General features: G+C 69.0%; 13 protein-coding genes. 7 read left to right on the top strand and 6 right to left on the bottom strand.

Going from position 1 to position 18,178, the window contains the following annotated elements; genetic code table 11:
• Nucleotides 1-24: 24 nt before the first annotated feature.
• Nucleotides 25-1,509 carry a hypothetical protein gene (locus G4D85_RS15755; protein WP_164012653.1) on the top strand — a complete coding sequence of 495 codons (1,485 nt, stop codon included), beginning with the start codon at nucleotides 25-27 and terminating at the stop codon, nucleotides 1,507-1,509.
• A gap of 278 nt (nucleotides 1,510-1,787) precedes the next feature.
• Nucleotides 1,788-2,657 carry a hypothetical protein gene (locus G4D85_RS15750; RefSeq protein WP_164012651.1) on the top strand — a complete coding sequence of 290 codons (870 nt, stop codon included), beginning with the start codon at nucleotides 1,788-1,790 and terminating at the stop codon, nucleotides 2,655-2,657.
• Here G4D85_RS15750 and G4D85_RS15745 read toward each other — a convergent pair.
• Complete coding sequence (locus G4D85_RS15745) at nucleotides 2,654-3,073, bottom strand: response regulator (RefSeq protein ID WP_164012649.1); 420 nt, start codon at nucleotides 3,071-3,073, stop codon at nucleotides 2,654-2,656. The two genes, G4D85_RS15750 and G4D85_RS15745, sit on opposite strands and share 4 nt — an antisense overlap.
• Before the next feature lie 390 nt (nucleotides 3,074-3,463).
• On the opposite strand from G4D85_RS15745, the gene G4D85_RS15740 reads away from it, so the two are divergent.
• Nucleotides 3,464-4,327: a porin family protein gene (locus tag G4D85_RS15740; protein WP_240359297.1), complete on the top strand. Its 864-nt coding sequence runs from the start codon at nucleotides 3,464-3,466 to the stop codon at nucleotides 4,325-4,327.
• 99 nt (nucleotides 4,328-4,426) lie between these two features.
• Here G4D85_RS15740 and G4D85_RS15735 read toward each other — a convergent pair whose 3' ends face one another.
• Complete coding sequence (locus tag G4D85_RS15735; protein WP_164012647.1) at nucleotides 4,427-5,110, bottom strand: nucleotidyltransferase family protein; 684 nt, start codon at nucleotides 5,108-5,110, stop codon at nucleotides 4,427-4,429.
• Nucleotides 5,111-5,295: 185 nt separating this feature from the next.
• On the opposite strand from G4D85_RS15735, the gene G4D85_RS15730 reads away from it, so the two are divergent.
• Together G4D85_RS15730 and G4D85_RS15725 are read left to right on the top strand one after the other, a co-directional pair.
• Nucleotides 5,296-6,195 carry an alpha/beta fold hydrolase gene (locus G4D85_RS15730; protein ID WP_164012645.1) on the top strand — a complete coding sequence of 300 codons (900 nt, stop codon included), beginning with the start codon at nucleotides 5,296-5,298 and terminating at the stop codon, nucleotides 6,193-6,195.
• A gap of 88 nt (nucleotides 6,196-6,283) precedes the next feature.
• Nucleotides 6,284-8,203, top strand: a complete 1,920-nt coding sequence (locus G4D85_RS15725; protein ID WP_164012643.1) for a hypothetical protein — start codon at nucleotides 6,284-6,286, stop codon at nucleotides 8,201-8,203.
• Between the two features lie 96 nt (nucleotides 8,204-8,299).
• On the opposite strand, the gene sitI6 is transcribed toward G4D85_RS15725, so the two are convergent.
• Together sitI6 and sitA6 are read right to left on the bottom strand one after the other, a co-directional pair.
• On the bottom strand, nucleotides 8,300-9,019 hold the full coding sequence (sitI6, locus tag G4D85_RS15720) for a SitI6 family double-CXXCG motif immunity protein (protein WP_164012641.1): 720 nt from the start codon (nucleotides 9,017-9,019) through the stop codon (nucleotides 8,300-8,302).
• 27 nt (nucleotides 9,020-9,046) lie between these two features.
• Nucleotides 9,047-9,682 (bottom strand): SitA6 family polymorphic toxin lipoprotein, encoded by a 636-nt coding sequence (gene sitA6, locus G4D85_RS15715; RefSeq protein ID WP_476705374.1) that lies wholly within the window; start codon nucleotides 9,680-9,682, stop codon nucleotides 9,047-9,049.
• A 187-nt stretch (nucleotides 9,683-9,869) separates the two neighbouring features.
• Here sitA6 and G4D85_RS15710 point away from each other — a divergent pair, with 187 nt between their 5' ends.
• Nucleotides 9,870-14,921 (top strand): tetratricopeptide repeat protein, encoded by a 5,052-nt coding sequence (locus G4D85_RS15710; RefSeq protein WP_164012637.1) that lies wholly within the window; start codon nucleotides 9,870-9,872, stop codon nucleotides 14,919-14,921.
• Here G4D85_RS15710 and G4D85_RS15705 read toward each other — a convergent pair.
• Nucleotides 14,913-15,341 carry a glutathione S-transferase family protein gene (locus G4D85_RS15705; protein WP_240359296.1) on the bottom strand — a complete coding sequence of 143 codons (429 nt, stop codon included), beginning with the start codon at nucleotides 15,339-15,341 and terminating at the stop codon, nucleotides 14,913-14,915. The two genes, G4D85_RS15710 and G4D85_RS15705, sit on opposite strands and share 9 nt — an antisense overlap.
• A gap of 223 nt (nucleotides 15,342-15,564) precedes the next feature.
• On the bottom strand, nucleotides 15,565-15,879 hold the full coding sequence (locus tag G4D85_RS15700; RefSeq protein ID WP_240359295.1) for a CBS domain-containing protein: 315 nt from the start codon (nucleotides 15,877-15,879) through the stop codon (nucleotides 15,565-15,567).
• A gap of 173 nt (nucleotides 15,880-16,052) precedes the next feature.
• On the opposite strand from G4D85_RS15700, the gene G4D85_RS15695 reads away from it, so the two are divergent.
• Nucleotides 16,053-18,035: a patatin-like phospholipase family protein gene (locus tag G4D85_RS15695; protein WP_164012633.1), complete on the top strand. Its 1,983-nt coding sequence runs from the start codon at nucleotides 16,053-16,055 to the stop codon at nucleotides 18,033-18,035.
• Nucleotides 18,036-18,178: the final 143 nt, after the last annotated feature.

The raw sequence follows: 18,178 nt of genomic DNA, 5'->3' as shown, positions 1-18,178 counted from the left end.
CTTCATCGTCGAGGTCCGTCCCGAATGGCTCCCTTCGTCCTCCGTGCTTCCTCGCGGCCCGCGCTGGCCCTGCTCACCTGCATGCTCGCCCTGCTGCTCCCGGCCTCCCAGGCCGTGGCCGAGCCTGGCATCCGCATCCTGAACTCGCTCGACACCCGGGACCTGGCCCTCAACGCCCTCACCACCAACCGCCAGTCGCTGCAGGCGCTCACCTCGGGGCCCCTCAGCACCAAGGCCTTCGCCGTCGATGATCGCCTCAAGAACCAGTTGCGGGACGGCGCCGCCTTCCGCGTCATGGAGTACCTGGTGGAGTGCGCCCTGCCCACGGGCAGCGCGGTGGAGTGGATGGACCCGGTGGCGGGGGTGCCGCACAAATTCGAAGGCGGCGCGGGCCTGTGCCCGGAGTGGGAGTACGGCGCGCCCAACTCCACGTGCCTGGGCTACGTGACGGCGTGCCTGCTGGCGCGCAACAACGCGTATGGCCTCGAGGTGGAGCTGTCCATGCGCGCCGAGGATCCGCGCGAGCCGAGGCGCTTCAACCCGTCCGGCGCCTCCGTGGAGTGGAGCCCCATGTTCCTGCCCTGCCCGTCGGGAGGCTCGGGGCTGGGGCTCGAGTGCGGCTGGGTGGGTGAGGGCGTGGGCACCTGCACCCCGCGCGAGACGGTGACGGTGGCCGCGGGGGCGCCGTACCCGGGGACGTGCACGGGCCAGCTGGGCCAAATCGGTGGCGACCGGGTGCTGCGCGTGTGCAAGGACCCGGCGGGCTGCGAGCGGGGGGACCGCATTGTGGAGGCGGACCGCAACGCGTGCGGCGGCATTGCCCCGAGCGCCACCTTCACCTGCCCTGACAGCGGCATGTACAGCGTCATGTCCGCGCCGTACAACCGCGCCACGGCGCCCGGCTCGTGGGTGTGGTCCCAGGCGTACTCCACCTCGCCGGGCACGTACCCCGCGGCCGCCTTCGGCGCCTTCACCTTCCGCGAGGGCGCCTTCTACGGGAACCTCTTCGACGCCAAGGCGCTGGCCGTCGAGGTGGTGCTGAACAAGGACACCTGGAAGCCCTCTCTCAGCAAGCCGGGCTTCCAGGGCTACCCGTACCAGAACGTCTACGCCTGCTACTCGCGGGACTGGGTGTCCGGGGACAGCCACCTCGGCTCGCGCATCTGCGCCAACACCAATGTCTCCGGTGACACCGGCTTCGCCTGCCTGGCCCGGACGGTGGGGCCCTGCGAGCCGGGCAGCACCAGCAGCCTCCCGCCCAGTTGCAACGTGAACGACGGCTCCAAGGTGTATGGAGACGGCGACTTCGAGTCCTGCCGGGACGAGTCCGGCATCGGGCATGACGAGCCCATCACCGTCTACCTGCGCAGCCCCTGCGACCTGCTGCCCACCAGCGCGCGGCGGGTGTGCACCACGACGTGCGAGGCCACCCACTGCACGACGAAGTGCCGGCTCAAGTCCCCGAGCGAGTGCGTCCAGAAGTACAGCCCCGGCAAGGGCCAGAAGTAGCCCGCGAGGCGGAGTCGGAGCACGCCCCACACCGGGACTCCGGGGCGGAAGCGAGGGGGCGCACTGGAGTGGCGGGGGGACCTCCGGGGGCGGCAGCGAGAGGGGAGAGCACCGGAGTGTCGGGGGGGCCTCCGGGAGCAGCAGCGAGGGGGAGGGCACCGGAGCGGGGGGGCTCCGGGACGTCACGGGGGCTGCTGGGGAGGAATGAATAAAGCGGGCAGGCGGCCGTCAACGTTCCCCGTTAGCCCCTTTCCCGGTCCCCACCGAGGAGCAGAACCGTGTCGCCACTCCGGGCAGTGCTGTGTGCAGCTCTCGCACTCGGGCTCATCCTGGGCCCGAGCCCGGCCGAGGCCCGCTTCGGCAAGCGCTCGCGGCCTGGCCAGAGCGACTCGAAGAAGGACGACGACAAGACGCACGAGGCCACTCCGGTGGGCCAGGAGGACTCGGGCGGCGACGACGACGACAACGACGATGACGACGACCGTCCGCGCCGCCGCTACGTGAGCCATCACAGCGACGTGGATGTGGCGGTGGGCCTCTTCCACTTCCTCTTCTCCGGCGGCAACCACCGGCTGGTGGTGGACGACCGCCGGGGGCGGGACAACGAGCTGCGCGGAGAGCGTCACGCGGCGCCGCTGTCCTTCCGGCTGGGCATGCAGGGCGGCCCCATCACCGATGGCGGGGCGGTGGACCTCTTCATCGGCCTGGAGGGGCGCCGCTTCGGCGTGGACGCGCGCATCACCGGCATGGGGCTGAGCGCGGACGATGGCTCGGGGGAAACGGACACCATCTCACTGGTGGAGGCTCACCTCACCTGGGCGCTCGTCTCCCTGGAGCGGGCGCGGCTGCGCGCGGAGGCCGGCATCAGCAGCGCCAACGCGCCGGACATCTCCTTCGTCGGCCCCAGCCTGGGCATGTCCTTCGAGGCGTGCATGGCGGGCCCGCTGGACTTCGAGGCGCGCATGCAGGTGACGCCCTTCCCCTACCGCCAGGTGGACGCGAGCGCCGCGCTGGCGCTGCACCTGGGCGCGGTGGTGCTGCGTGGCGGCTACCGCGGCATGGTGCTGGATGACGCCGGGCACGTGGACGGCGTCGCCCACGTGGACGCGTTCCATGGCCCGTACTTCGGCCTGGGGCTCACCTACTAACCCACCTGCGTGCCGGACCCGGACGAGCCCGAGGTCTCCGGCCGCGGGCAGTGCCGCGCCACCGCGCTCAGCAGCGTCGCCAGCTTGACGGGCTTGCGGAGCTTCTCCGCCAACCCGGGCAACAGCGGCCCGGGCTCTCCCGACATCCCCACCACCCGCGTGGCCGCGTAGCGCGCGTCCGCCCTCAGCCGCGCGAGGAACGAGATGCCATCCACCCACGGCATCTCCAGGTCCACCAGCACGAGGCAGGGCGCATTCAGCGCCTCCAGCACGCGCAGCCCCTCGCTCCCATTGAGGGCCTGCGCCACCTCGTAGCCTTCATCTTGGAGGGCCTCCGCCATGGTGCCCTGGATGTCAGGGTCGCCTTCCAGCAGGAGCACCAGGGGCCGAGCCACAGCGTGGGTCACACGCGTCACCCTAGCTGCTCTTTCTTCGAGAAACACGAGAGTCGTGCGCTCGCACGGCCCTCGCGTGCGCCAGTGTCAAAGCATGAGCATCCGCATGCTGGAAGCATGCAGATATTACCGGCTGGTTTCCCATGCGCTGAGGGGATGAGCCACGGCGGGCACCCGCCAGGGCCAGCCGCTGGAGCCGCGCCCGTCCCGAAGGGGGCAGCGCCCCGTGCTCGCGCGGGGGTTGATGTTCCACCCGTCATCGCCGCGCGGGGCTTCCGGCGGGGAGGGTGTCGAGCGCCGCACAGGTGATGTTGGCCAACGACACCCCCCACCCGGAGGCCCATGGCCGTCCGACCCGTGAAGGCGGTTGAATCACCCTCCCCTGGCACCCGCCCAGCGAAGGAGTGGACCGTGCCTTCTCAGAAGTCCGTGCTGTGCGCCGCGATTGCCGCCAGTGTCCTGCTGGGCTCCCCCACCGCCGAGGCCCGCTTCGGCAAGCGCTCCTCTTCCAACTCCAACTCCAACTCCGGCAACAACAACAACTCGCGCCCCCCTCGTGACGAGCGGCCGCGCACGCACCGGGCCACGCCCGTGGACAAGGAGCCCTCGAAGGACGACGACACGCCCCGTCGCCGTCGGGCGGTGCGCCGCCCGCTCACGGAGGTCATCGTCGCCGGCGCCATCATCGCCGCGCCCCGGCCCCGTACCGTGGCCCCCCTCAACCGCAGGGTGGTGAGGGAGCGGCATGAGCCCGTGCCCCTGCTGGTGCGGATGGGCGTGCAGGGCGACCTGCTCGGAAACGGCGGGGCCATGGGCCTCTTCATGGCGATGGAGGGCCGGCGCCTGGGCGTGGACACGCGCATCACCGGCCTGTCGCTGCCGGCGGATGACGGCTCGAACGACATCGACCGAATCACCCTGCTGAGCGCGCATGCCACCGCGGCGCTGTGGGCAGGCGAGCGTGGCCGCATGCGCGTGGAGGCGGGCGTGGTCAGCACCCACGCGCCGCACATCATCTTCGTGGGCCCCAGCTTCGGCGCCTCGGTGGAGGCGTGCATCGGCCGCTCCCCCGTGGACCTGGAAGCGCGCCTGCATGCAACGCCCTACCCGCACCGCCAGGTGGACATGCAGGCCGGCCTCGCCGTGCACGTGGGCTCCTTCAACATGCGCGGCGGCTGGCGCGGGCTGTACCTCAACGACGCCGGCCACGTGGACGGCGTGGTGCATGCCGAGGGTTTCGGCGGCCCCTACGCCGGCCTGGGCCTGACGTTCTGACCCGACTCCCGCCAGGGAGCCTGGCGCGGAGCTCGCGTGTCGACAACAGACACTCCGGGCCGGAGCCACCCTGACAGGGGAGCTCCGGCCCTCGGGGACCTACTCGTCAGACGCGGCGGACATGGGCGCCGCCGAGCCCCCCAGCTCCCCCACCGTCGTGGCCCCACCTGTCGTCCGCTTGCCACGGCGCTTCGGCGGAGGCGCCAGCCGGGGCGCCATTCCGAAGAGCCGCTCGTACGTCTCCGGCGTGTTGATGTTCACCACCACGCCAGGGTCCTTCACCGGAGCGCGCCGCAGCTTCAGGACCGCCAGCGCGGGCTCCAGCAGCAGACCCTCCGAGGCCCGCAGCCGCTCCGCCGCGCCCCTCGAGAGCACCAGCGGCCAGCCAGGCGCCCCCTCGAACTCCGGACGCAGGAACTCGTCCCCCTCGCTCATCATCTTGAGGAGCGACTTGAGGGTGGACGCGCGCAGCGCGGGCATGTCCACGGGTTGAAGCAGCACCACCTCCGCCCCGGACTCCAGCGCGGCGTCGAGCCCCGCCTTCACCGAGGCCAGTGGCCCTTCCTGCCACCGCTCCGCCTCCACCAACTCCAGGCCCGGATGCTGCTCACGCACGGCTTCCGAGTCCTTCCCCACGACTCCTATGACGGAGCAACCCGCCTTTCCGAATGTAGATGCCAGTGATTGGAGGAAGCTCTTTCCTCCCTCGTGCTCGATGAGCGCCTTGGGATGGGCCATCCGCCGGGCCTCTCCCGCAGCGAGGATGATTGCGACTGCCTTCATGCCACGCCTCCTCCGTCCCCCAAGAATTGAATGCCAGCAGGCCCGGGGGCCACCCGTTAGAGGCTGTGGACTTCTTCAGGGATTGCAGCCCGCCCCCGGGTGCGACCCGTCAGCCAGCCGCCAGTCACTCGGGAGGGGTGTTGGGTGGAGGAGATTCCAGTGCGGTGATACGTCCACCATCCATCATGAGCGCACTCCCCGACTTCCTCGCGCGCCTGCTCCCCTTCCGCTCCCATTTCGCCCCGGTGCGCTTCGGCTCCGAGCCTCGAAGAATGCACTTCCTGGACCATGGCGAGGGCCGGCCGGTGCTGCTGCTGCACGGCAACCCGACGTGGTCCTTCCTGTGGCGCAAGGTGATGGCGGGGCTGCAGGGCAGCGGCCTGCGGCTCGTCGCCCCGGACCTCATCGGCCTGGGGCTGAGCGACAAGCCGCGCGCGCTGGCGGGGCACTCGCTGCACAACCACGGGCAGGCGGTGCTGGACCTGGTGGAGCGGCTGGACTTGCGCGACGTGGTGCTCGTCATCCAGGACTGGGGCGGGCCGATTGGCGCATGGATGGCGGCGCGCTCGGGAGGGCGGGTGACGGGGCTGGTGGTGATGAACACGTCGGTGCTGACGCCGCGCGCGTTCCGGACCACGGCCTTCCATCGCTTCTCGCACCTGCCGGGCGTGAGCGACGTGGCCTTCCGCCTCTTCAACTTCCCGGTGCCGATGCTGGGCCGCACGCAGGGAGACGCGCGCTCCATCTCCGGTGAGGTGGCGAAGGCGTATGCCTGGCCGCTGCGGAACGTGGTGGACCGGGCCGCGCCGCTGGCGCTGGCGCGCATGGTGCCCAACCGGGAGGACCACCCCACCGTGGCGGAGCTGGCGCAAGGCGATGCGTGGTTCCGCGCCTTCCGCGGGCCCGCGGAGCTGGTCTGGGGACTGAAGGACCCGATTCTGGGCCGCGCGCTGAAGCGGCACAGTGAGGCGCTGCCACACGCCCGCGTCACCGCGACGCAGGCCGGGCACTTCCTCCAGGAAGAGGTGCCGGAGGAAATCGCCGCGGCGGTGCGGCGCGTGGCGGGCGTGGCGCCGGCGGCGTAGTGCGCCTCACCTGAGCGTGGGGCTCCGACCGGGGTGCCAGTCCCCCCGAAAGCGGACGGCGGCCCCCCGCGCGTGGTGAAATGGGCTCATGCGCTCCGTCAAAGACAGCCACGCTCGCGGTCCCTCCCGAAGCGAGGCAGCAAGGTGGCTCCTCGCGCTGGGGACGATGGTGTCCCTGCTGGCCTGTAGCGAGGACAGCCCTCCCGCGGCCCCACCCCAGGACGAGCCGGAAATCCCCCTGCCCCCGCCGCCCTCGGGGGAGCCGGTGCCCGAAGCCGTCGCGTATCCGGAGTCGCTGCTCTGCCCCGAGCCGCCCGGTACGGACGCCCGGTGCGGCGCGCCCTACGTGCCGGCCAACGCGCTGACCGAGGAGCAGCTGGCGGCCCGTTATTCGGCGGGGCTCACGGCCTGGCGCCACGAGGGCACCCGGGGCGCGTGTGCCGGCTGCCACAGCCCGGACGGAATCGAGCTGGCGCGCGTGGGATACACGGACGCGGACCTCCGCCGCCGGGCACGCACGCACGTGGACGAGGACCGGGCCAACGCCATCGTCGAACTGGTCCGCGTGCTGCGCCAGCGGCATGGGATGACCCGCCTGCTCCACCCGGCGCGCTTCCGGCCGCTCCAGCCCGCCTACGAGCCCTTCCCCACGCGGACTCCGGGCCTGCCCGTCCATGACTCGACGGCGCAGAGCGAGCGGGACGAGGCCTTCATGGACCACCTCGTCAACGAGCGGAGGCTGCTGTGGGCCACCGGGCGCATCGACTCGCTGGCGAAGGCGCGCCAGGCCTATGACGAGCTGCACGCCATCGACCTGCGGCACCTCCGGATGGGGCTGCCCTTCGACCACCTCGCCGAGGACGGCTTCCACGGCAACGAGCACCGCTCCGTCTTCGAGTGGTTCCCGGACCTGGCGTCGAGCCCGCGCGCCGCCGCCCGCGCCGAGTGGTACCAGCGGGTGGATGCCTACCTGTCCAACCCCACCGACTTGAACCTGTGGGGCTACTACGACGCCGCGCACGACATGACGGAGTGCAATCCGGACCTGGGCGGTGCGCGGCTGGAGGACTTCCCGCAGGCGTGCGAGTGGATGCGGCTGAAGTACCGCTCGCTCCAGGTGTTCCAGCACATGCTGCGGCAGGGCACGCACCGCTACCCGGACTTCCTCGCGGACGTGGGCGCGGGCGGCGGGACGCCCCGCATCCCCGACCACCTGGCGAAGGTCATCGCCCGCAACCCCATCTGGGAGACGGGCGACCATCTGCGAATCCAACCGCTGGCGCGCCCCGCGCAGACGGCCTGCAACACCACCAACCACCCGTGCACGCTGCTGCCGCCCATCATCGACCAGACCATCCACGACACGCCGTCGTACACGGAGGCCCGAATCAAGCAGAGCCAGGTCTTCCAGCAGACGTGGTTCGTGATGTCGTTCCTGAGGGACCCGGCGCTCCTCTACGAGGGCGACAGCTTCGCCACCTTCATCGGGGACTACCTGGAGTCGGTGCTGCTGCCCTCCTACGACGTCCACCACGCCTTCATCGTCGCGAAGATGGCGGTGGAGAAGTCCGCGGCGCAGGGGTGGATGGAGGCGCCCGGCTTCCGGGCCGGAACGGGGAAGCTGGCCAGCGTGCGGACCTTCAGCTTCAAGCAGCTGCGCGACAACTTCAGCCCGCCGCCCACGGGTGACCGCAGGCGTCCGGTCCACGACCGGATGTTCGCCAACTTCGCCCGCATGTTCATCTACCTGGTCGAGGAGGACCTGCGGCAGACGGGCGAAGTCTTCGACCGCACGGAGGTACTCTACGCGGTCCGCTTCATGCGGACGTGGATTGCGCGGCTGGAGGGCGCGGAGGACGCGGATATCAACGCGCGGGTGCGCTCCATCGAAACCCTGGCCGCGTCAGCACGCGAGCTGCGCACCGCCGCCAACCGGAGTGAGAACCCCGGCACGGGCCTGCAGCCCAACAACCGGTGGGCGGAGTTCGCCGCGCCGTACGGGGGCTGAGGGGGGCGCGTCCCCGTTCATCCGAACCGTGCCGCCCGGGTTCAGTGGGGCCAGGGCCGCGCGGAGAGGGCGTCGGTCGACACTGGGCACCGAGCTTCAGCGCACGGCCAGCTCGCGGAAGCCGACGCCATCCAGCGCGAGCTTCCGCGTGGAGTCCACCATGCGCTCGCTTGCGACAATCATCGTCGGCCAGTCGGAGAGCCGGAACAGGTCTGTGTGCGCTGGCAGAGCCGCGGCATCGAGGATGGGGGGCTCCGGCATTGCGTGACGGGCGTTTCCGCACCTGGAGCACGGAGGAGCCCGGTCCGGCGGCAAGCAGTCCGGATGAAAGCGTCCGTGCAGCTCGAGCTGCATCGCGAGCAGCTCAGGCGGGTTCTTCCCACGAAACCGCACATCGATGGGGCAACCGGATAGACCTTGCACGTCCGAGCCTTGAAGTCGCTCCAGCGCCTCGCGGCGGAGGTAGAGCGACCACGGGTTCTGCATGAAGAGCTGGCCGAAGTTTCCGGTGGCCGTGCCCGTCAGTGGCCCCAGGTCGGCTCCGGGCTCCAGGCGGGCCCAGGCAGGAACGAACGGGCGTACCAACTCCCGGAGCCGGCTGAACTCCTCGAAGCTGACCTGCCGGCCCGGGTTTTCAAGCTCCTTCCGCTTGGGGAGGCCCGACAGGTCGACACAGGGGTACTGGAGGCCCGCCTGGCCACCTCCAACGCCACAGACGACGCAGGCGGTGACGCCCGGAAACCCCCACCGGGGGACGGCTCGCAGGTTCCCCGTGTAGCCCGCCGCCCTGTCCTCTTCGACCCGGTAGAACTTCAAGCGCCCTGCCTCCTCGCGTGGCTGCCCTCAACGGCGGTAGTAGGGCACGACTTTCCCGGTCAGCTCAAAGCGGAAGATGAGCTCGCCGGCATGACGGTAGATGACCTCGGGTGGCGGAGGATTGGGGTTGGCCTGGATGAACTGCGCCCAGGCGTCGTTCCAGCGACCGCCACGAGGGCCGCCACCATGGATGTACCTGTGGACGTGCTCTGGGATGACCAACGTGAAGTCGTGAAGCTTGATGCCAGCGCGCTGGAAGTAGAGCGCGAGGTCGGGTGCCTGGGGAAAGACGTGGTGCCTGACGTACCGGCCCGCCGGAAGCTGCAAGACAGGGCGCACCTGGACGTTCGGGTACCACTGGAACGTCATCACCGGTCGGGCGCTGCCACGGATACCCAGGCGGGCGCCCCAGCCCCTACGCAGCGGAGGCCGGGCGGCGGGCATGAGCGCCGGCTCCACTTGGGGCGAGATGTCCTCACAGCGGAAGAAGGCACACCAGCCCTCGTCACAGCCGAGGGTGATGCACTGGTCCGCGTCCGGGCTGCCACACGTGGCGGCGACGTCCGCGCGTGCCTCGACGCTCGGCGCAGGGGGTGAAGATGCGCACGCCAGCAGCAAGGCAATCAACGAAAGGAGCCGCAAAGGAGGATGGAGAGGACGCATGAACATGGACGTTTCCAGCTCTCGCAGCGAACAAGCCCAATAGGCAACACCACGAATCGAGCGAGCAGTATCTCATGCCGATGCAGCCTTGATGATTTCGCGTGCCAGAGTCGGTTTTGCCTCATCCATCAGCGCGCACGAAGAACATGGACGGTGGTATTCTTCGACACGCACACGGGGGCACCTCATGTCGGCAGACCGGACCAGTGGATTCAAGCCCATTGAACCCAAGCCCGACACGCTCGCAAAGCTGCTTGAGCGGAAGCCGGTTCTCTGGGTCGGAGCCGGCCTGTCAGTCGCGGCGGGTTACCCGTCTACCTGGAAGCTCGTCGAGGCGATGAAGAAGGTCGCCCTCGATTCTGACTCCATCGACACGTCGCTTCCATTCTTCAAAGTCGCGGACGCCTTTCTCGCAGCTGAAGGGCAAGCGACTTTGGGGGAGTTGCTCCAGAAGTCTTTAGGTCAGCCCCGTCGACCCACGGCATCGCACCGAGCGCTGGCACGCCTCGCGGGAGCCGGCGATTTCCACGCCATCGTCACAACGAACTACGACCCGCTTATCGAACATACCTTCAACGAGCTGGGCATCAGCCATGTGCTCCAGCCGCTGGAAGACAATGCCCCCATCACCGGCGAGGGTGCTCTCCGCATCCTGAAAATCCACGGCTCGTATGACGACTGGGAGAGGGTTGTCCTCTCCGGACAGGCCTATACCGAGTTCGGTCAGCGCTACCCCTTCCTGGAGAAGCAGCTCTACGTGCTCCTCCGCCAGCGCCCCTTGCTCTTCACCGGTTGCTCGCTACAGGACCCGCGCATCCTCAACTGGATTGCCGCGCTCCCGGACGATGCCGCCCGGAGCCTTCACGTCTGGAGTGCCCTGCTCACCCAATCCGACTGGGATGCCGTCCTCAAGTACCGCTACCAGGACGGCGGGATTGAGCGTAATGCCCGGGAGCTGCTGGCCAGAATCAACTTCAGGCCCATCCTGATCAAAGACCATGACGCGCTCCCTCGGCTTCTCAGTGAGCTCGCCGCTGTGCGTGTGCCGCTCGGATCGTCACGCTTCGAAATCAACCTTTACACCGACCATGGGCTGAGAGCCTCGACGGAGGGCTGTGCGGACTGGACCCCCAGCGACCCGCTGGCAGACCCCAACCTCGCGCGCGACCTGAACCGCCTCCGTGTGCTCGCGGACACAGCGCTACCTACCGATGCTCGTGGGAACATCAGGCCGGAGGCAAAGGCCATCGAGACGGAGCTGCGTGCGCTCTCGGTGCGGGTCGGTGAGGCGCTCGCAGAGGCACTGCTCTCGGTTCAGTCACGGGCGCGGCTCCAGGCCACACTCAACGCTTCCACGGGCGGCGCTCCTCCGCTGCTGCAGCTACGGGTCCACGCGGAAGACCACAGCGACGACGCGCGGCGAAGAGCAGACCGGCTCCTCGCCCTTCCATGGGAGCTGTTGCGCCTCAATGGTGAATTTCCCGTGGAGCGCAGTGCGCTCGACATCGCTCGCGAGGCAGTCGTTGAAAAGACCGAAGGGCTGGAGCCTCCCGACCGGGAGCTCACCGTCGTCGCCACGGTCGCCGCGCCCGTCAACGCTGTCCGGCTCGACTACGAGCACGAGTGCTATCGCCTCTGGCGGGCCATGGGTAAGGAGGAGCGCCGGCTGCTCATCACCGATACGGGTACTGCGGAGACGCTCATTGATGCGCTGAAGGCCCATGAGCCCGTGGCCCTGCACTTCACGGGACACGGCGACCCGGGAACGCTGTTCTTCGAGGACGATGCCGCGTGCACTGCACCGCTCCCCGTCCGCGACCTTGTCGCACGCCTGAGGAGTGGCATCCACCGCCTGCCACGGCTTGCGTTCCTCGCGTCCTGCTACAGCGCATCCATCGAGCGCTCCGCCCCGGCTTCCGGCGACCACCGAATGGTGGACCCGGCGGTGGTCCAGTTGGACCCCGCGTCCTCGTCCGCAGCCGAACTGCACCGCGAGGGGATTCATCAGGTGGTCGCATGGTTGGGGCCTGTCGGCGATGCCCAATGCACGCGTGCCGAAGAGGTCTTCTATGCCGCGCTGGTTCGCGGTCGATCCGCGCGCGAAGCGGTGCGAGAGGTGCGGCAGCACTGTCGCCAGCCACTGCGCCATGGTGCGGACGCCACGCATGCCTATCCGCTCGGCTGGGCGCAGGTCGTGCTCTACCACCGGGGAGAGGACGTGCCCACGGCACTTCCCGCGACGAAGGTTGGCTCCGACCTCGGCCGTAGTGAGCGCAAGCGCCTGCATGAGCGGCTCGACCGGATGGAGCCCTCACCGGGTGATGAAAGTCGGTCCAGCAGGCCTGGAGGCGTCGAGCGGTTGAAGTTCGGCTTCGTGGGCAGGAGGACGGTGCGTGCCGAGCTCATCCGCCGATTCCGCCAGGATGGCCAGAGGGCCTTGATAGTCCACGGCCTGGGTGGCCTCGGCAAGACGGCGCTGTGTGCCGAGCTGGTCCCAATCCTGGCGCGTGCACTGGGGAGCAGAGATGCAGGAGGCCGACCGTTACCGGCGCATGCGGTCGTGCTCGATGGCCGCTTCGCGGGTGAGCGTAGCGAACCGGTCACGACCCTGTGGGAGCAGGTGCAGCAATTTGGCGAAGGGGCTGCCTGGAACGAGGTCCTGGCGAACCTTCAACGTGATGGACTCACGGGCGCGGCCCTGGTGGCCGCGCTCGTGTGGTTGGGGCGGCAGAGAGGCGGGTTGCTCGTCTATCTTGACGATGCCGAGAGTCTTCAGCAGCCACTGAGCCAGGGTGAACTGGGCGTGTGGAAGCACCCAGCGCTCAAGGAGTTCTGGAAGGCCCTGCTCGATGCTTCCGAGAGAGAGGAGCGCTTCGCGCTGCTGGCCTCGACGCGCTACGTGCCAGAGGAGACACCGCAATCGGCGTGCTACCCGCTGCCGGTCATGCGGGAGATAGACCTCGTGCGCCTGATTCCCTGGTGGCCTGCATTCAGTGGACTTCTCGCGGACGATATCGCCTGGCTCGCGGAGCGAGTGGATGGACACCCACGGAGTCTCGAATGGCTAGATGGGTTCGTACGGGAGAAGGTGGACAAGGCAGGTCTCGCAGCCCCTGGCTTGGCGTATGCAGGGCTCGTCACAAAGGACCTGATCGAGTCGATACTCCCCTCGCGAAACGTGAAGCTGAGCGCAGATCTGGTGCTCCCATGGTTGCTCGACGCGGTAGGAGGAGAAGCCAAGGCGCACCTCCGCCGCTGCGGCGTACTGGAAGAACCTGCGCCCTGGGGAGCTGTAAAGGCACTAGAGGACCAGGAGGGCAGCAGCAAGCAACTTGCTCTGGCGGGTCTGCTGAGCGCCTTCGAGCCTCCTTATGGGGGGGAGCCACGATGGGCACCCCATCGGACGGTCGTGGAGGCTGTGAGGCGGCTGGAGGGACGGGACTGCCTTGATGCCCACCGTCGGCTCGGGGAGTGGTTCAAGCGGCAGTGGAAGGGGCAGGAAACGGCCCTTGGACTTGCCGCCAGTGCGGCACGGCATTTGTGCTCCGCGAGCGTAGGCAACGACGCATGGGCACCTGCACAACAGGTTCTGTTGGCTCTACGTGGTGCTGGCAGATATCGCGAGGCACTGGGCTGGGTGGAACGAGCCCTGGCTGCCGGTGTCAGCGGCGCTATTCGAGGAAATGCACTTGCGTTCGAAGTCCAACTCCAGATGCGTTGTGGTGAGGTGCGCAAGAATGCGGAGGAGAGGCTCAAGGAAGCCGTCGGTCTGGTTGATGATACGGACAAGTCTTTCGTACTCGATCAACTGGGAGGCCTTTTCATGTGGAAAGGCCGCGTGGCGGAGGCAGCAGAAGTATTGACGAAGTCATTAGCGCTGGCAGTGAGCCTGACAGGCGAAGAGCACCCCGACGTAGCTGCGTCCCTACACGCGCTGGCAGGCGTGCTGAAAGCCCAGGGAGACCTAGCGGGCGCACGGGAACGCCTGGAGCGCACGCTGCGCATCCTGGCCCGACTCTATGGCACCGAGGAGCACCCCGACGTAGCCGCGTCCCTGCACGCACTGGCGGTGGTGCTGCAAGTCCAGGGAGACCTGGCGGGCGCGAGGGAACGCCTGGAGCGCGCGCTGCGCATCAAGGCCCGACTCCATGGCACTGAGGAGCACTCCGACGTGGCCGCGTCCCTGCACGCGCTGGCCGGGGTACTGCAGGCCCAGGGAGACTTGGCGGGCGCACGGGAACGCCTGGAGCACGTGCTGCGCATCCTGGCCCGACTCTATGGCACCGAGGAGCACCCCGACGTAGCCGCGTCCCTGCACGCGCTGGCGGGGGTGCTGCACGCCCAGGGAGACCTGACGGGCGCGCGGGAACGCCTGGAGCGCGTGCTGCGCATCCTGGCCCGACTCTATGGCACCGAGGAGCACCCCAATGTGGCCGCGTCCCTGCACGCGCTGGCGGGCGTGCTACGAGCCCAGGGAGACTTGGCGGGCGCGCGGGAACACCTGGAGCGCGCGCTGCGCATCCTGGCCCGACTCTATGGCACCGAGGAGCACCCCCAGGTGGCCGCGTCCCTGCACGCGCTGGCGGGGGTGCTGCACGCCCAGGGAGACTTGGCGGGCGCGCGGGAACGCCTGGAGCGCGCGCTGCGCATTGAAGCCCGAGTGTATGGCACCGAGGAGCATCCCAACGTAGCTGCGTCCCTGCACGCGCTGGCGGGGGTGCTGCACGCCCAGGGAGACCTGGCGGGCGCGCGGGAGCGCCTGGAGCGCGTACTGCGCATCCTGGCCCGACTCTATGGCACCGAGGAGCACCCCCAGGTGGCTGCGTCCCTGCACGAACTGGCAGGGGTGCTGCACGCCCAGGGAGACCTGGCGGGCGCGCGGGAACGCCTGGAGCGCGTGCTGCGCATTGAAGCCCGACTCTACAGCACCGAGGAGCACTCCGACGTAGCTGCGTCCCTGCACGCACTGGCGGGGGTGCTGCACGCCCAGGGAGACTTGGCGGGTGCACGGGAACGCCTGGAGCGCGTGCTGCGCATTGAAGCCCGACTCTACGGTACCTCCGAACATCCCTCGACAGCGGTTACGGAAATGAACCTTGCACTGCTCCTGCGACAATTGGGCGAGGAGGACAGCCGCGCGTACGAACTCCTTGAGCACGCCTACCAAGTCTTCCTTACCCATCTCGGACCTGACCATCAATACACGAGAGAACTCGCTGCCCTGGTGGGTTCAAAATGAGGTCGTCACCGCAGGTCCTCCCCAGCACGGTCCTCGCCCCGATGATGTCAACCAGCGGCGAGCCCAAGCGGATACCATCCCGACCGCGTACGACGGCTGGCTGCTCGCGAAGCCCGCGCGATACACGCCGTTGTTGATGGACGGGTAGATGGCGTCCAGCGTCGCGTCCACCTGCGGGCGTAGGTGCGGGGGCGTGAGCTGCATGGACGCGTCGCCGTACGCGTCGAACTCCGTGTCCAGCATGGGCAGCAGCTCGCGCGACTCGTTGTTGACGATGGTCTCCAACTGCCTGTCCCACAGCACCGGCACCGTTACGCGCCCCGTGTAGTCCGTGCGGGCCTTTACGTAGAACTCGCGCAGCAGCTTCAACTCGAAGAAGGGCTCCGAATCCGAGCCCGGGTAGCCCTCGAAGCTCCACACGTCGTCCCCATGCGCGGATCCACTGGGCGGACGCTCGAAGCGCTTTTCCTTATCCGGCGCGTACCAGCCACAGTGTTACGTCCCGTCGACGGGCTGTCCCATGCGCGAGCCCCCCGTGCACGCCACGGAGCCAACCACTGACTGTCCCCACGGGGCGGCCCTCGTGCACCATACCGTTGCCCGACGCGCACGCCGCTTCCTGCTCGCGGCGCTGCACCCAGGTTCAGTGAAGCCAGGGCCGCGCGGACTCGGGGATGAGCGCCTCGTACGGAACTCCCGTCGTTTCTTCCGTGCCCGTCAGGGCCTTCGCGGTCAGAATTTCAGCCAGCCGGGCCAGGGGGGCGCACGCGAACAGGCGCTGCAATTCGCCCTCCGTCACCTCTCCCAGCAGCTCCCCATCCTGGCCATCCACCACTGGGAGCACGTGCACTCCATGGCGGTGCATCACCTGGAGTGCGGCGAGGACGGTGTCCTCGGGGAACAGCGTCACCGCGCGGGCTACGAAGGACTGGAGCTGGGGACTGCGGCACGTCGTCACGGCTTGCCTCCTGAAACGAAGGCGCCGGGCGCCTCCGTGGATCATCCCTAGCAAGGGGCTTGCCGGCCCAAGCGCGCGCCGCGACAGCAGGACACACAACCTGCGACATGGTGCGCGCGATAATCCCGCTACAATCGACTTTCCCCCCGGTTGATCCGCGGAGCCCCCCGCCCATGAGCGTCAAGAACACCTCGTCTCCCATCCCGGTCGCTCCCCGTCGCGCTCCCGAGGTCCCCGCCCCCAAGGCGGAGAAGACCAACGTCCTCGCCCGCCTGGGCCAGGGCCTCCAGAACGTCGCCCGCAAGGCGGATCAGCTCGTCGACGGCTTCGAGGCGCGCCTGCCCGACCTGGGCCGCCTGGGCCTGCCGAAGCTGGCCGGCACCGGGGGCAAGCCGTGGGAGGGCATCACCCTCACCGGCAAGCCGCTCCAGATTCCCTTCGACAAGCTGCTGGACGTAGACCTCAACGACCTGCGCAAGGTCCTGGAGCGCGTCCTCCCGCCGAAAATCGACGACACGCAGGGCAAGCAGCTCATCGCCCAGACGCAGGGCTTCCGCGACACGCTGGGCAAGGTGCGCTCGCTGGCGCTGGAGCTGGACCTGCTGCCGCCCTCGCACCCGCGCCACGCGGAGGTAAAGGCGGCGCTCGGCAAGGCCGAGGCCGAGCTGACGAAGACGACGGGCTACACCCGCGCCAACGCGCCCCGCCCGGGCTCGCTGTGGCTGGATCCGCAGTTCCTCGCCAAGGAGCTCCCCAACGGCCAGGTCCACGCCAGCCGCTTCCCCACCGGCACCCCGGTGACGAAGCCGCCCGCGCCCCTGGACTTCCTCACCGGCGGCGACGCGAAGAAGGCCGCGCAGTACACCGCCTCCGTGGCCAAGGCCCGCGAGGACGCCGGCATGCCGGTGAAGGGCGGAGAGCCCATCGGCGTCCACCTGAGCCTCGAGGGCGGCGGCGGCAAGGGCAAGCGCTACGCCGCGATGATTGGCGAGATGCAGCAGCTGGGCGTGGTGCCGGTGAGCCTGACGGGCACCTCGGCGGGCTCCATCGCCGCGGCCTTCGCCGCCACGGGCTGCACGCCGAAGCAGCTGGAGGACGTGGCGAAGGACCCGCGCCTGGGCAAGCTCTACGACCTGGACCTGGACATGAAGGACGGCGGCCTCCTCGACGGGCAGGCCGCGTATGACCTCTTCGACCAGAAGCTGCGCGAGCTGACCGGAATCACGGACCGGCCCGTCACCTTCGCGGACCTCAAGGTGCCGCTGCAGCTGGTGGCCGCCAAGGCGTACGACAGCGCCGTGGGCAAGGACGGCTTCAAGAGCGCGAAGGACCGCATCTTCGTCTTCAGCCAGGAGACGACGCCGGACACCCCGGTGGCGCTCGCCATGCGCGCCTCCATGGCCATTCCGGGCGTCTTCGAGCCCGTGCAGGTGGTGGACCCCACCACCGGCCGCAACCTCCACCTCGTGGACGGCGGCACGCTCGACAACCTGCCCATGGGCTACAACAAGAACGACCTGCCGCAGATTGGCGCGTCGCTCTACTCGCGCGGCAACGCGCACCCCGTGAATGGCCAGGGCACCGCGAAGCCGCTGCCCACCGGCCAGCTCGACACGGACGACGTGGTGTGGAACGCCTTCAACGGCGTGGCGATGCTGAAGCAGAACGCCACCAACGCGCAGGACTGGAGGGACCGCACCCAGCCGGGCGCCAACCAGTTCATGCTCAGCGTGCCCACGTGGGACCTCACCAACCCCAAGCAGGGCAACAGCATGCTCGGCTTCGGCTACGACGCGAAGGTGGACCCCACGCTCGACAAGCAGACGCGCGAGGTGACGCGGGACTTCCTGCGCGAGCTGATGGACGACCTCAAGGTGCCCGGCTCGCGCGGCACCAACCTCACCACCCAGGTGCCCGCGAACATGAAGTTCGACGAGCCGGTGCAGATCTGGGGCGAGCAGTTCCGCGTCACGTACAACGGCGGCGACACCGTGGTGGCCACCGCCGCCAATGGCAAGCGCCACGAGGTGAAGCTCGGGAAGCAGAAGATTGAAGCCATGTGGCTGGACGACAAGGCCTTCGGCGACCTGGGCTCGCAACTCTCCCATGCGCTGAGCGACCCACGCAGCGTGCGTCCCTCCTGGTTCCCGTTCTGACGTCGCTGCAACGTTGAACCTCCAGATACCTGCACGCACCCGGGGCGCCTTGAGGCGCACCCGGGCGCTGTCGCTACGGTGACCCGGCGTACATCCTCAACTTTCCAGACGTGGGCGCCCCCCGGCGCCGCGTTGGAGGTCAC

This window comes from Pyxidicoccus trucidator, assembly GCF_010894435.1.
Lineage (GTDB): Bacteria > Myxococcota > Myxococcia > Myxococcales > Myxococcaceae > Myxococcus > Myxococcus trucidator.
This window is presented reverse-complemented; position numbering and strand designations above follow the sequence as displayed.